Below are 14,369 nucleotides of genomic sequence, written 5' to 3' on the forward strand. Positions count from 1 at the left end.
TGCGGCGGTGTGCGTTCGATTGCTGTTGCATGTAGCCATGCGAAAAGTACTGATTCTTGGCGGGACTGGGTGGCTTGGCCACGCGATCGCGAAAGCAGCGTTGCGCGGTGGTGCAAGCGTGACTTGTCTAGCGCGAGGAGAGTCGGGGACAGTGCCCACGGGTGCCGATCTTATTCGTGCCGATCGCACCCAACCCGGCGCATACGACGGAATGCTCGGCGACTGGGATGACGTGATCGAGCTATCGTGCGATCCCGAGCAAGTGGAGTCAGCGCTGCACGCGCTCGCCGATCACGCGGCGCACTGGACGTTCGTTTCAACAGTGTCGGTGTACGAGCGCAATGACGAACCGAATGCTGATGAGCTGGCATCGCTGCTCACACCGCTGGATCTCTCTGACTATGGGCAGGCCAAGGTCGCCGCCGAAGTATCCAGCACTAAACATCTCGGCGAAAGGCTACTAATTGCACGGCCTGGGCTCATCGTCGGCCCCGGCGACTCCAGTGATAGGTTCGGCTACTGGCCTGCCCGACTTCATCGCGGAGGCAACGTGCTCACGCCCATCCTCGCTGACCGTTTCGTGCAAGTTATCGACGTCGACGACCTTGCCGAGTGGATCGTTCAAGCCGGGAGGTCAGGGATCACAGGAACAATCAATGCCGTCGGCGACTCACTCTCGTTCGAGAGGTTCCTGGAACTGACCGCAGAGATAAGCGAGTTCATCGGCGAGTTCGAGGAACGTGACGATGCATGGCTAGCGGCGCGGGACGTGCAGTACTGGGCGGGGCCACGATCACTACCGCTCTGGATACCCGTCAGCGATGCTGGCTTCGCGCAACGAAGCAACCAACGATACCGCGCGGCAGGCGGAGTGCTGCGGCCACTTAAAGAAACGATCAAGCGCACCCTGGATGACGAGATCGCTCGCGGCCGGGAGCGGCCACGGAATGCCGGGCTGAGCGCAAAAGAGGAGACAGAGGCGCTGAAGTCCAACCTATGATTCCGGCTGAGTATATTCCTTACTTCGCTTACGACACCGGGTACACGACGCCAGGCAGAGTCCAGATAGCGCACGTGCGGGCCGCCGTCGAGAGCGTGAGCCTCACCGGGAGCGCTCGTTATCGGTCGTGAAGCCCTCTCTGCTCGCACGCTTCTCCAATGTCTCAAGTTCTTGAAAGAAGGTGACCTGCCAGCCGGCGGGACCTTGCACTCGAGCGTTAACCGTCTGAAAAGGTGTTCGCGTGGGTGGTGCCAACGTCTCCGCGCCATGGTCCCTAGCGGAAGTGAATGCGTGCTCTGTGTCGTCAACTTCGAGCGCGATCCGCAATGTCGGCCCCTTGGTTGACGGAGCATGCTCGATGGCGTCGATATTGCGCACATGGGCGGAAGTTGCGAGTTCGATCGTCGCTATTCCTGCATGCAGAATCGAGACGCGATCGTCGCCGTCGGTCGCGAAAGCGGGCTGCTCTGACATACCGAGCACGTCACGATAGAACTGAACGGCTTCATCGAAGTCGTCGGTCTCGATGATCAAACGTAGTTGTCTGGGAGGGTGTGGAAGTGTCATGTTCCTCATCCTGCGGTATGACGTGGGTGTCAGGTGCAAGTCCAAGACGCTTCCGCAGTCCTCGAAGCGCACGCAGTTCAGTCTCAATCGAGTTGATTTCGCTCTCAAGCCGAGCCTGCGCTGCAGCGAGGGAGCTGCGGAGCAGTTCACTACCCCTCACGGGGTCTTTGAGCGCCGGGAGGAGTTCTCGGATTACGGAACTGCAGAAACCAGCCTGGAGGAGCTCTTGAATCTGAACGACGAGAGTCCCATGCTCGATCGTGTACACGCGGTGGCCAGTTGAGGTGCGTTGAGGATCGAGAAGTCCTTGCTGTTCGTAGTAGCGGAGCGAGCGAACGCTCACCCCGCTCCGGGCCGCAAGCTCGCCAATCTTCATGTCCTAATCTTCCATCACGTTACCCGTTTCTGGGTCGATGACGCTGGGAGCCGTATCAACGCGTCAACAACCAGCTGCTTGACAGCGCATCCGGCACATTCTTCGATGGCACCCGTACACAAAGGCGTCTCTCGCTGAGAGCGTTACGCGGGAAGCTCGACGCCGGGCAAAGTCCAGATTGCGCAGGTGCGGGCCGACGTCGAGAGTGTGAGCCCAGCGGCAGTGGATTCCATGGTCGCATCGCCTGCGAGGAACGCGGGGATCGTGGCATCCGCCCCGCTCGTAGCCAGCGCGTTCGGCGGAAGCGTCACGGTCAGCGGCGAGCGCGCCACCACGACGAGCACGGTGGCGTCAGCGTCTTCGCGCACAAATACGAGGGCGTCAGCGGCGACGTGCAGCCAACGTAGGCCTCCGTGCGAGAGGGCAGGAATGCTCCGGCGTAGCGCGATCAGTTCGCGGTAGAGCTCGAGGGTGGGCGCGACTTCCGGGGCGGTTTCGGTTCCCCATGGGATGGGGGTGCGCGACATTTCGCCGTCGTCGCCGCTGAGACCAAACTCGTCACCTGCGAACACGACGGGCACACCGGGGAGAGTGACGGAGAGCGCGAGAGCAAGCGGCACATTCTCGGCGGGCGCATGCGTACGGAACCGAGCAGTGTCATGGGTGTTGAGGGGGTTCATGTTTCCGAGGCGGATGCGCCACGGGATGCTCGCCGTGAAGCGCACCGTCATTTCGGCGAAGTCGCGGGCGCTGTAGTTCGGGATGCCGCCGATGGGCTGCCCGAAGAACCACGCCTCAGGATCAACAGAGCCATCGGCCGTCACGTGAGAAGTATCACCAGGTTCGGTGAGCCAACCCCACACCGGGCGGGTGAATGACGGGTACGTCATCGCCCCGTGCCAGGCATCACCCTGCAGGTCGCTCGCGGCATCGTTCGTCGATTCGGCAAGCAGCACGGTGTCAGAGTTCACGGCCTCCATGGTGCGGCGCGTGATCTGCCGCACTTCCTCGTTAAGGTCCTCGGCACCCATGCGGCCAGTCATGTTGGCGACATCCACCCGCCAACCGTCAAAATTGTATGGCGCCTTGAGCCAGTGCGCGACCACCGAGTCATCGCCCTCGATGAAACGGCGACGCAGCTCGGGCGAATTCCAATTGAACTTGGGCAGCGTCGGGGTACCCAACCAACCGACATACTCGGTGTGCTCGTCGTTCGTGAAGTAGTAGAAGTCGCCCTCAGCAGCATCCGGTTTTCCGAGCGCAGCCTGGAACCATTCGTGCGCATCCCCCGAATGATTCGTCGTGAGATCACCAATGACCTTGAGGCCGCGAGCGTGGGCCTCCTCCACCAAACGGATCAGCGCATCGCGCCCGCCCAACAGCTCATCGACATCCACAAAACTCGATGCGTCATAGCGATGGTTTGAGCGCGCGGGAAAGACCGGCGTGAGGTACAGCATCGTCACACCGAGCGACAACAAGTGATCGAGGTGTTCACGGATGCCGTCGAGGTCTCCCCCATAAAACTGCTGCGAACGTCCCGGCAGCACCGGGTCGACCGGCTCATCCCACGGGGCAGCAATCGCCCACTCGGGGGTGGGGTGCGAATCCGCCGTGGATGACCGGGCAAAGCGATCGGGGAACACCTGGTACATCACCGTCTCGGCCAACCACTCCGGCGCGGCCGGGGTCGCGAGCAGAGCAAAGTCTTCGGAGTCGAGCGTCTCGATCGAGTGCACGCCACTCTGGTTGAGCCACTCGACGCGACCGGCATTGCCGTGGCCAAGCGTGCTGTCGCTGTGGCCGCGAGCCTGAGCAGCATCAACAGCGTGAGCACCAGCGACTGCGCCACTGCTCTCGTGCACCAGCAACCACCGATACCCGTGGTGCGGGTTTGACACCACGATCTCAGCCCGCCACCAATCCCAGCCTGCAGCAGTGCCAGCAAGGCGAGCATCCGTCCAGCGTGGCTCATGGTCGGGATTCTCGCGCACCCGCACAGCCTTCAGCGGGCCATAACCCACAGGCACGCGAAGACGAATCGTGACGGTGTCGCCGAGCGCGGGGGTCTGCGTAGAGACGTGCAGCGCTGAGCCGTCGTGGTGCGGGAGCAGGGCATCCATTACTTCACACTTCCTGCGGTCAGCCCACCGACAATGTATTTCTGCAGGAACAAGAACAGGGTCATCACGGGGATGGCGGCGAGCACGGCACCAGCGGCGAAGATGCTCCAGTTGCGCGAGAACTCTTCCGAAACGAACTGGTAAAGCCCCACAGCGAGAGTCTGCTTCTCGGGGTCGATCAGCACGATGCTCGCGATCACGAACTCGCTCGTCGTCCCCACAAATGACAGCAGACCAACGACGGCCAAGATCGGTGCGACGAGGCGCAGGATGATCGTGAAGAAGATGCGCGCGTGACCGGCACCGTCAATCTTTGCTGCCTCGTCGATGGATGCCGGCACCGTGTTGAAGAACCCGTACATCAGGTAGGTGTTCACTCCGAGCGCGCCACCCAGGTAAACCATGATGAGCCCGATCTGGCTGTTGAGTCCGATCGCTGGGAAGATCTCGGAGATACCGGAGAGCAGCAGGAAGATCGCAACGACTGCGAGCAGTTGCGGGAACATCTGCACGAGCAACAGCGTCAGCAATCCAACACGGCGACCGACGAATCGCATGCGCGAAAAAGCATATGCCGCGAGTGCGCCAAGGAAAACGGTGCCGAGCGAGGAGATTCCGCCAATCAGAAGGGTGTTGCCAAACCAAGCAGCGTAAGGCTGCTGTGGACGGTTAAAGAGATCGACGTAACTACCGAAGTTGAAACTGGAGAATAGCGAGTTGGCTGTGACCAACGTGCCGCCCGGGTTCAGCGAGGCGCTAAACACATACAGCAGCGGGAATGCCGCGAAGATCGACATGACGATTCCGATGAGGTGACGCCAGCCGGTTTCGCGGGCCCACCGCTTGAAGCGCCGACGCGGGTGGCCGACGACGACGGCATCCGGATCGTGTTCGTGAGTTGTCGTGGTCATCTCAATTCAACTCCTCAAGCGACTTGGTGCGACGAAAACTGATAATTGAAATACCGGCCACCAGCAGGAAGATGATGATCGCGAACGCACTCGCGAGCCCGTAGTCGCGGTTGGCGCCAACAAAGGCAACCTTGTAGACCATCGAGATGAGGATGTCGGTGGCGCCCACATTCACCCCCGCCGACACATCACGTGGACCACCATTGGTGAGCATGTAGATGAGGTTGAAGTTGTTGAAGTTGAACGCGAACGATGAGATCAGCAGTGGTGCGACCGAGACCAGCAACAGGGGCAGCTTCACGAAGCGGAAGATGGCCCAAGGCTTCGCGCCATCCACTGTGGCCGCTTCGGTGAGCTCTTCTGGGATCGCCTGCAGCGCACCCGTCGTCACTAAGAACATGTACGGAAAGCCCAGCCACAGGTTCACGAACAACACCGACCCCTTGGCCAGCCACTCGTTCGTGAGCCACGGAACTTCAGCCCCGCCCAACAGCACAGTGTTGATGAAGCCGAACTCCTGATTCATCATTCCGGCCCACACGAGCGCTGACAAGAAGCCGGGAAAGGCGTAGGGCAGGATCATGATGATGCGGTAATACTTGCGACTCTTCATCCGCTTGTCGTTGAAGACGATCGCCAAGAACAGGCCGAGCGCGAAGGTCGTGAAGACCGACAGAAACGCAAACGCAAAGGTCCAGATGGTGACGCTAATCAATGGGCCACGGATGGATTCCACAGTGAAGGCGCGAATGAAGTTGTCGAGCCCGACCTCAATTTTCCATCCCGGCAGCAGCTCTTGGCCGGCATCCGAAGTGAAGGCACCCGTGCCGATATCCGAGTAGGTGATGCCAGAGTTCTTGTCACGCATCGTGCCGGCAGCTTCGTCGTAATCGAGCGACGAGGTATAGAGGAACGCGCTCGACCCGTCTGGCGTGCGCAACATCCCATCGTTGGGGTCGTCGGTGAGGGGAACGCTGATCGCGGCGATCGCACTTTGGCGGCCGAGGATGTCTTGGAAGCCGAGGCTTGTGTAGCCGTCGAGACCGACCGCGACGCCACCCTCGAGGCGGGCGTTGCTGACATCCTTGAGTGGACGCTCATTGCCGCCAATGCTCACACTGCCGTCGGGTTCAGTGACGAGGAACGAAAGTTCCCCGAGTTGTTCGAGCACCGTTAGCCGGTAGTTCGGCGAATCCTCCACCCGGTTCTGCGACGACAGCAATAACGAATTGACCGCATCAGCCTTCGTCGAGTTGTGGCCGGTGCCGTAGTTGGTGAAGGCGATGTAGCCCGAGTAGAGCAGAACGAAGATTTGGAAGATGGCCAAGAAGATCAGTCCCGGCGCCAGATACTTAGCCGGGAGTTTGCCCCGGGAGAAGTAGATCCAGTTGACGACCAGAGTGACCAGGACGACGAGGCCGGCGACAAGCCAGTCCTGACCGCGAACGAGCACGAACAACGCAAACAACGCGATCGCGTCAACGACACCGAGGGCCAGGATCTTGATGGCGACCAGCTTCCACCCGCCGGCTGCGGCATCCGCAATTCGGGTCGCACGCTTGGCGCGGGCGGACTGCCGAATGGGGCCAGGATCAGTCGCGGGGGGTGTCGTCACAGGGATTCTCCGTTGAAGTCGTGCGGTTCATTCAGGCGCTGCGTGTATTCGACAGCGGGCGGGGTGGGGTTACGATTCGCGACCGCAGGACCCGAGTTGGTACAGGGGGAAGGAAGTGGCCGCCCGCTTGCAGAGGGGCGGCCACGGTGCGCTATCCAGCGATAGCGGTCTGAATGTCGCCTGACATCTTCTGCCAGAGCGTCGTGGGGTCGCCACCGTTGATGATGGCGGCTTCGGTTACGCCCCAGAATTCCCAGACGGCTCCCATTGCGGGGATCGAGGGCATGGGCACAGCGTTTTCACCGACGGCACCGAATCCGGCAACGATCGGGTCTGCACTTGCTGCTTCGAAGGATGCCGTGAGCGCTGGAGCGCGTCCGCCAACCTCGAACAGTGCGGTCTGCACATCTTCGTTACCCATGTAGTTCACGATGAACTCGTTCGCAGCGAGAGCGTTCTCGCTCTTGGAGCTCACGAAGAAGCCCTGCACACCCACGAACGGCTGCGCATCTTCACCGCCAGCAGAGGGGATCGGGTCGATCGCAACGTCGATGCCTGCTTCGACTGCTGCGGGTACGTTCCACGGCCCGGTCAGGTAGAAGGGCGATTCGCCGGCAACGAACTTCTCCTTGGCGAGGTCGCCGGTGATGTTGGTGTTGAGCACTCCTGCTGCACCCTGCTTGGCGAGCCAGGCCGCGAAGTTCTCGCCACCGGCATTGCCGATTTCGAGTGCCTCAGCGTCGTAGCTTCCGTCAGCGGCGGTGCCGAAAACGGGGGCACCGAACGAGGTCTGGAAGGGGTAGAGGTGGTACGGGTCGGCGGCTTCAGGGTCGAGTCCGACCAGGAACGGGTATTCGGTTCCGGCAGCCTCGCCCATGGTGATCATCTCGTCGAAAGTCGCTGGCGTGCTAGCCGCGAGGGCCGTGTTGCGCACGAGTGCGATGTTCTCGATCGAGTACGGAACGCCGTAAACCTGTCCCTCGTAACTCATGGCGGTGATCGCTACGTCTTGGAAGGCACCCGACTTATCGCCAAGCTCGACGGGAGCAACGACGCCGTTGGTAACGAACGTACCAAGCCAGTCGTGAGCTCCGATCACAATGTCGGGACCCTTGCCTGTTGGCGCCTGGGCGATGAACTGGTCACGAATGTCACCGAATTCTTTTTGCACGAGCTTGACCTCTACGCCAGTCTCGGCGGTGAAGTCTGCTGCGGCGTCTTTCAGAACACTGGCACGGTCTGCATCGACCCACACCGTGAGCGAGCCGCCGTTGCCGGAGCCATTATTGGCTGTGTCGGATGCTGCTGTGCATCCGGTTAGCGCTAGCGATGCAGTAACTGCAAGCGCGCCTGCGGCCCACAGTCCTTTGTTGTTCACCCTCATTGGTGCTGCCTTTCGTCAGTGAAAGCATTGCAAACTGCAAGCGCTTCCATGTATACCTCTTAGTAGGGCGCTTCGGCAAGTGTTCGTTACCGAATCGCAGGACTTTTCGAGGAGAAATGAGAACGACGCATGTGCAAGCGCTTAGATATTTTGGAAGAAAGCGATACTGTGGCAGCTATGACTAGCATTCTCCCGAACAGCCAATGGTGGCGTTCCGCCGTGATTTATCAGATCTACCCGCGCTCGTTCGCCGACGCTAATGGCGATGGGATGGGCGATCTGCTCGGTATCCGTGACCGACTCGCCGCTCTGGCTGAACTCGGCATCGACGCCGTTTGGCTCTCGCCCTTCTACACTTCTCCGCAGCGGGATGCCGGCTATGACGTCGCCGACTACTGTGACGTCGACCCGCTTTTTGGCACACTTGACGACTTCGATTCGATGACTGCGCGCGCTCACGAACTCGACCTCCGCGTGATCATCGACCTCGTTCCCAATCACTCCTCAAGCGATCACCGCTGGTTCCAAGAAGCGCTTGCAGCAGTACCCGGCAGCGATCAGCGCGCTCGCTACATCTTCCGCGACGGACGCGGTGAGAACGGCGAACTCCCGCCCAACAACTGGGACTCCGTCTTCGGCGGCGAAGCCTGGACTCGCACCGAAAACCCTGACGGCACCCCCGGCCAGTGGTACCTGCACCTCTTCGACAGCACCCAGCCCGACTTTGACTGGAACAACCCGTGGGTGCGCCGCCAGTTCGAAAACGTGCTGCGTTTCTGGCTCGACCGTGGCGTCGACGGATTCCGGGTGGATGTCGCCCACGGCATGATCAAAGCCGACGGCCTTCCCGATTGGACTCCTCCTATCGCAGGCGGCAGCATGGGCGGAGCCGGCACCACTGCCGACGCCGACTCGGCAGGCGCAAACGCTACCGACGCCCACGCCGCCCACGCCGCGGCTGACGACCTCGCAGCATCCCGAGCACCGTTCTGGGCGCAGGATGGTGTGCACGAGATCTACCGCGAGTGGCGTCGCATTCTCGACAGCTACGAGGGCGAGCGCATTCTTGCCGCCGAGGCGTGGGTTGATCCCCTCACCGAGATGGCCAAGTGGGTGCGCCCGGATGAAATGCACCAGGCCTTCAACTTTCCGTATCTCGAAACTCCGTGGGCTGCCGAACCGCTGCGTACAGTCATCGATGCGTCGATCAGCGCCTTCTCTGCCGTCGAAGCGCCCAGCACGTGGGTGCTCTCGAACCACGATGTTGTGCGCCACGCCTCACGACTGGCACTCACAGCTGCGAACCCGCAGGGGCACGGCATTGGCCCAAACTCTGCCGGTCTCCCGATTCCCGAGTTGGGCCTGCGTCGAGCCCGTGCCGCCACGGCGCTCATGCTCGCCCTCCCCGGCAGCGCCTACATCTATCAGGGCGAAGAACTTGGCCTGCCCGAAGTGATCGATCTGCCCGATGAGGCTCGCGAAGACCCCACCTGGTTCCGCACCGACGGCGAACGCTACGGTCGAGATGGATGCCGCGTACCGATCCCTTGGGAGTCCGACTCCCCCGCATACGGCTTCGGACCCTCGGATGCCACGTGGTTGCCGCAACCCGCAGACTGGGCACCTCTCGCCCGCGATGTGCAGCGCAACGTTAGCGACTCGACACTCACGATGTACACGCGGGCGCTTGCGCTTCGTCGCGCCCACGAACTCGGCACCGGCGAGCTTGAATGGCTCGACGCCGGTACCGGCACTGGCGCCGAAAAGGTGCTCGCACTGCGCAATGGCGACGTGGCTGTGTACGCCAACACGGGAGAAGCTGCCGTGACCCTGCCTGCCGGCGAGGTGCTGCTTTCGAGCGGTCCACTCGGCGACGCAGAACTGCCCGCAGACACGACAGTGTGGCTGCGAGCCTAGACCTGCACACGCGAATGGGTGCCCGGTCGATAGAATCGGCAACGGCGCGCTTACTTTCGGTCGGCATCCATTCTCGTCAGCATCCAACGAAGGGCAACTGATGGTCAGCATCGAAGACGTTGCCCAGCGCGCTGGCGTATCAACGGCAACGGTGTCGCGCGCGCTCAGCGGCAATGGCCCCGTTTCGGCGGCTGCCCGCGAGAAAGTTGCGGATGCCGCTGCGGCGCTTGGCTATGTCGTCTCGTCGAGCGCATCGAGCTTGGCTTCGGGTCGCACCAAAAATGTTGGGCTCATCGTGCCCTATTTGGCACGCTGGTTCTTCACCTCAGCGGTGGAGGGCGCCCAGCAGGCGTTGATGCGGCACGGCTATGACGTGACTCTGTACAACCTGTCGGGTGGCGGCGGCGAGCGCGACAGCGTCTTCGATGTGTTCTTGCAGCGACAGCGCATTGACGGCATGATCGCCATCTCGCTGGAGTTATCGCCAGCGGAAGTGGCTAGCTTGCACGCTCTCGGCAAACCGGTCGTTGGCGTGGGTGGACCCATCAAGGGTGTGCGCACGTTGACTGTGGATGATGTCGCGATTTCGCGTCTCGCCACCGAACACTTGCTGTCACTCGGCCACGAACGTATTGCGCACGTGGGTGGTTCTGAGACTTATGACCTCGACTTTCACATCCCCACTAACCGTCGCGTCGGCTATGAACTTGCCCTCCGCGAGGCCGGAATCGAACCACGCCCCGAATACTTTACGAGCGCTGACTTCACGATCGAGGGTGGCTATCATGCTGCCAAACAGCTCCTCGGAAACCCGCGCAGTCGCCCCACCGCCATCTTTGCTGCTGCGGATGAGATGGCCATAGGCTGCATCCTGGCCGCGCGTGATCTTGGGCTGGTTGTGCCCCGCGACGTTTCCATCATTGGAATCGACGACCATGAGCTCTCAGAATTCTTCGGACTCACCACAATCGCGCAGTATCCGCGTGCGCAGGGCGAGCACGCCGTCGACATCCTCATGAACGAGCTGAGCCCCGGCAAGCACGCCGAAGTGCCCGCCAACATCCCGCTCGGCTATGACCTCATCGTTCGCTCAAGCACGACGCGACCTGCGGAGTAGCCAACTCTTACGCTCGAGGTGCACCAAGCAGCGCAAGCTGTCAGCGAGCGCGTTCTAATCGCGCGGCTCGACGAGGCGACGCGCAGTTTCGCGAACGGAGTCGCAGCGGGCTTTCTCGCTTCCGGCGAATTCTGCGCATCCGATGCTCCGCAGTTCTGCGGGCGCACGTTCCCAGTTGCTGGCAACCGCGAGCAGCAGCGCGAGCAGCTCTTCGGGTTTCCAGGTGCTGTCGACGACGCCACGATCTTGGGCATCGCGGATGACGTCGAGTTTGTGGCGGTAGCCCTCGACGCGTCCCTCTGAGAACGACCCCATTGTTTCGGCGTCGTGAAGCCAGGCCCACATGGTGACGCGTTGCGCGCTCTGGTCGTTGACGAAGTAGTTGTGTAGTCGCACGGTGTACTCGACGAGATCGGCGTTGATCGGAACCGCGTGGGCAAGCTTGTCGAGTCCGGTCTGCATGACGTGGTCGAAGAGCGCATCCTTATCGCCGAACCAGGCGTAGATGCGTTCCTTGCTCGCTTTTGCGGTTTCTGCGATGCGATTGATGCGCGCACCGGCGACACCGTACTCGGCGAATTCGGCCGCTGCGGCCTCTAGTACGCGCTGTTTTGTTTCGCGGCCACGGAGTTGATCACGCGGCATTTCTGTCGAAACCACCAAACACCTCCAAATCGAACCGGTTGGTTTGACTTAGCCTACACGCCGACATAGTGTCAAACCAATTGGTTCGGTAAGGAGCCAATCGGTTTTGTAAGGAGTTGGCATGACAAACGTACTAATGGTTCTCTCGGCTGCGTCACAGTGGACGCTCGCCGACGGCACACAACACCCGACCGGTGTCTGGGCCGAAGAATTCCTTGAGCCGTACCGCATCTTCACCGAAGCCGGCTGGAAGATTCAGGTCGCGAGCCCCGCAGGTGCCGCACCCACTTTCGACGCCGTGAGCCTCAGCGAAGGTGGCGTAGGTTCTGCCGAACGAGTCGCTGACTTTGAGGCACGCATCGCTGGTCTGCAGAACGTTCTGCAGAATCCACTCCGCTTGGATGCCGTCAACGCTGGCGACTTCGACGTAATCTTCTACCCCGGCGGCCACGGCCCCATGGAAGACCTCGCTGTAGATGAAGACTCCGGCCAGCTCATCGTTGAAGCCGTGAAGTCGAACACCACCCTCGGTGTGCTCTGCCACGCCCCCGCCGCCCTGCTTGCCGCAAACGACAAGGCAACCGGCGAATGGGTTCTCACGGGCCGCAAGATGACCGGCTTCGCGAACAGCGAAGAAGAGATCAGTGGCCTCGCAGCCAAGGCAAAGTGGCTCGTAGAAACCCGCCTCGTCGAGCTGGGTGCGGACTACTCCAAGGCCCCAGAGCCCTTCGCTTCGTACGTAGTCGTCGACGGCCAGCTCTACACCGGGCAGAACCCCGCATCATCCGTCGCTGTCGCTGAGCGCATCGTCGCCGACAAGTCATAACGACCACAAGGAGATTTACATGAGCACCACCACAAGCACCCAATGGCAACTCGCGTCACGCCCCACGGGTGAGCCCACCACCGACAACGTCGTGAAGGTTCAGATTGACCTTCCCGAGCTGGCCGACGGCGACGTTCGCGTGCGCAACACCTTCCTTTCCGTCGACCCGTACATGCGCGGCCGCATGAACGAAGGTCGCTCATACGTTGCGCCCTTCAACCTCAACGAGACCATGGGCGGCGCAGCCGTTGGTGAAGTCATCGAATCGAACGATGAGTCGCTGCCCGTCGGCACGCTTGTGCAGCACCAGCTCGGATGGCGCGACATCGCGCAGGCTCCCGCCGGACAGTTCACGGCACTCCCGAATGTTCCCGGCATCTCGCCCTCGCTGTTCCTCAGTGTTCTCGGAATCACCGGAATCACCGCCTGGACTGGTCTAACCCAGATCGCGCAGATCAAGGAAGGCGACACCGTCTTCGTTTCTGGCGCAGCAGGCGGAGTCGGCACCATGGTCGGCCAGATCGCTCGCCTCCTCGGCGCAGCCCGTGTCGTCGGTAGCGCCGGCACCGACGAGAAGGTTGCACTTCTCACGAGCAAGTACGGCTACGATGCCGCCTTCAACTACAAGGATGGGGATATTGCTGGCCAGCTCGACGCTGCAGCACCCGACGGAATCGACGTCTACTTCGACAACGTGGGTGGCGACCACCTCTCGGCAGCACTCGGAGCGTTCAAGGACGGCGGCCGCGCAGCAATCTGCGGCGCTATCTCTGGCTACAATGCCAAGGGAGTAACGGGCATCCAGAACACCCAGAACATCGTGACCCGCGGTCTGACCATCAAGGGCTTCACTATGGGCAGCTACTTCCATCTCGCACCTCAGTTCTCTGAAGCAATGCAGGGATGGCTCGGAGACGGCAAGATCGTCTTCGACGAAACCATCACGGACGGCATCGAGAATGCTTTCGAGGCCTTCACCGGCATGATGAACGGTGCCAACATCGGCAAGGCAATCGTTCGCCTCTAGCCCTAGAGAAAATGCTTCGCGCTGCGCTACCGCGGGCTTGGTCGACGGCAGAGTCGGTCCGGCTGAACGGTTGTCGCGTTGCCCGCGATTACTCCCCGAAGTAGCGCAGCGCGAGCACCAACAAGTCCAGCCGCTCATCACTGTCGTCGAACCTTGCTTGAATGTCAGGTCGGCACCGGATTGCTCCGATTGCGTTTGCCACCCGATGCTTTTCGAGCTTCTCCCAGGGCTCGCGCCCGTTTAGCTCTCGTCGTGAAACAAATCCTGCTAGCGCCAGTACATCAATGAGGTGCCGTGGAACCAGTACGTCGATCTGAGCGTCATCTCGAACCCACCTGTGTTGGTATCCCTGTGGGGTCGATCCCGCGGATCGAAAACCAACGTGCTTAAGCGCAGCGACAAAGTCTCGGAGTGCGTATCCGTGGGCGCGAACATCTACGACAACATCGCCATCATCGCTTGGTCGTTCGGGAAACGTCGCTCTCTGTGCGCAGTGCAGGTAGACCATTTGCCCGCCAGCAACCGCCCACCCTGAGGCAGTATCTCCGAGACGTCGATGAGCCCGTGCCATGCCGCAGCAGCCGCGGGTTCAAGCTCGCCAAGATCAACCGTGATCATCGTGCTGCTTTGCCGGGTCTAGTTCGCTAATTATTATCCGCGCCTGCCTTTGCTCTCTGGGGCGATTCCAATCAGCTAGATCGGCTGCCACGAGCACGGGGCCCACCTGTGCTTCACGTGACGGAACGCGCAGAATTACGTTTCCCTTAACAGCTTCTCGCAGAAGGTACTCCTGAACAAGCATGGGGAGGTCCTTCTCCGATACATAGCCTTCTACAACATCGGGCGCGGACATTCGCGAGA

The 14,369-nt window shown here is 61.2% G+C and carries 13 protein-coding genes; 5 read left to right on the top strand and 8 right to left on the bottom strand.

Going from position 1 to position 14,369, the window contains the following annotated elements; genetic code table 11:
• Positions 1 to 37: 37 nt before the first annotated feature.
• Positions 38 to 1,000, top strand: a complete 963-nt coding sequence (locus ACTJJW_RS07130) for an NAD-dependent epimerase/dehydratase family protein (RefSeq protein WP_462643439.1) — start codon at positions 38 to 40, stop codon at positions 998 to 1,000.
• A gap of 102 nt (positions 1,001 to 1,102) precedes the next feature.
• On the opposite strand, the gene ACTJJW_RS07135 is transcribed toward ACTJJW_RS07130, so the two are convergent.
• The 6 genes from ACTJJW_RS07135 to ACTJJW_RS07160 all read right to left on the bottom strand — a co-directional run bounded on the left by ACTJJW_RS07135 (position 1,103) and on the right by ACTJJW_RS07160 (position 7,976).
• Entirely contained in the window at positions 1,103 to 1,567 is a 465-nt protein-coding gene (locus tag ACTJJW_RS07135) for a VOC family protein (RefSeq protein WP_462643440.1), read from the bottom strand.
• Positions 1,506 to 1,943 carry a MerR family transcriptional regulator gene (locus ACTJJW_RS07140; protein ID WP_462643441.1) on the bottom strand — a complete coding sequence of 146 codons (438 nt, stop codon included), beginning with the start codon at positions 1,941 to 1,943 and terminating at the stop codon, positions 1,506 to 1,508. Before ACTJJW_RS07140 ends, ACTJJW_RS07135 begins: the two co-directional genes overlap by 62 nt.
• 143 nt (positions 1,944 to 2,086) lie before the next feature.
• The gene (locus ACTJJW_RS07145; RefSeq protein ID WP_462643442.1) at positions 2,087 to 4,066 is read right to left on the bottom strand and encodes an alpha-amylase family glycosyl hydrolase; all 1,980 of its coding nucleotides are present in this window, start codon (positions 4,064 to 4,066) and stop codon (positions 2,087 to 2,089) included.
• Positions 4,066 to 4,977 (bottom strand): sugar ABC transporter permease, encoded by a 912-nt coding sequence (locus ACTJJW_RS07150; RefSeq protein WP_462643443.1) that lies wholly within the window; start codon positions 4,975 to 4,977, stop codon positions 4,066 to 4,068. Before ACTJJW_RS07150 ends, ACTJJW_RS07145 begins: the two co-directional genes overlap by 1 nt.
• Before the next feature lies 1 nt (position 4,978).
• Positions 4,979 to 6,592, bottom strand: a complete 1,614-nt coding sequence (locus ACTJJW_RS07155) for an ABC transporter permease subunit (protein WP_462643444.1) — start codon at positions 6,590 to 6,592, stop codon at positions 4,979 to 4,981.
• Positions 6,593 to 6,743: 151 nt separating this feature from the next.
• Positions 6,744 to 7,976 (bottom strand): sugar ABC transporter substrate-binding protein, encoded by a 1,233-nt coding sequence (locus ACTJJW_RS07160; protein WP_462643445.1) that lies wholly within the window; start codon positions 7,974 to 7,976, stop codon positions 6,744 to 6,746.
• A 177-nt stretch (positions 7,977 to 8,153) separates the two neighbouring features.
• Between ACTJJW_RS07160 and ACTJJW_RS07165 the strand changes: the two genes are divergently transcribed.
• The gene (locus tag ACTJJW_RS07165) at positions 8,154 to 9,893 is read left to right on the top strand and encodes a glycoside hydrolase family 13 protein (RefSeq protein ID WP_462643446.1); all 1,740 of its coding nucleotides are present in this window, start codon (positions 8,154 to 8,156) and stop codon (positions 9,891 to 9,893) included.
• 100 nt (positions 9,894 to 9,993) lie between these two features.
• Entirely contained in the window at positions 9,994 to 11,010 is a 1,017-nt protein-coding gene (locus ACTJJW_RS07170; protein ID WP_462643447.1) for a LacI family DNA-binding transcriptional regulator, read from the top strand.
• Positions 11,011 to 11,064: 54 nt separating this feature from the next.
• Here the strand turns inward: ACTJJW_RS07170 and ACTJJW_RS07175 are convergent, their stop codons facing one another.
• Positions 11,065 to 11,670, bottom strand: coding sequence for a TetR family transcriptional regulator (locus ACTJJW_RS07175; RefSeq protein WP_462643448.1), 606 nt, complete (start codon positions 11,668 to 11,670; stop codon positions 11,065 to 11,067).
• Between the two features lie 106 nt (positions 11,671 to 11,776).
• Between ACTJJW_RS07175 and ACTJJW_RS07180 the strand changes: the two genes are divergently transcribed.
• Together ACTJJW_RS07180 and ACTJJW_RS07185 are read left to right on the top strand one after the other, a co-directional pair.
• Positions 11,777 to 12,481 (top strand): type 1 glutamine amidotransferase domain-containing protein, encoded by a 705-nt coding sequence (locus ACTJJW_RS07180; protein ID WP_462643449.1) that lies wholly within the window; start codon positions 11,777 to 11,779, stop codon positions 12,479 to 12,481.
• 19 nt (positions 12,482 to 12,500) lie between these two features.
• A complete protein-coding gene (locus tag ACTJJW_RS07185; protein ID WP_462643450.1) occupies positions 12,501 to 13,508 on the top strand; it encodes an NADP-dependent oxidoreductase in 1,008 nt (335 codons plus the stop codon).
• Between the two features lie 88 nt (positions 13,509 to 13,596).
• Here ACTJJW_RS07185 and ACTJJW_RS07190 read toward each other — a convergent pair whose 3' ends face one another.
• The gene (locus ACTJJW_RS07190) at positions 13,597 to 14,079 is read right to left on the bottom strand and encodes a type II toxin-antitoxin system HicA family toxin (protein WP_462643451.1); all 483 of its coding nucleotides are present in this window, start codon (positions 14,077 to 14,079) and stop codon (positions 13,597 to 13,599) included.
• Positions 14,080 to 14,369 lie beyond the last annotated feature (290 nt).

The organism is Rhodoglobus galactosidasius (assembly GCF_054957775.1).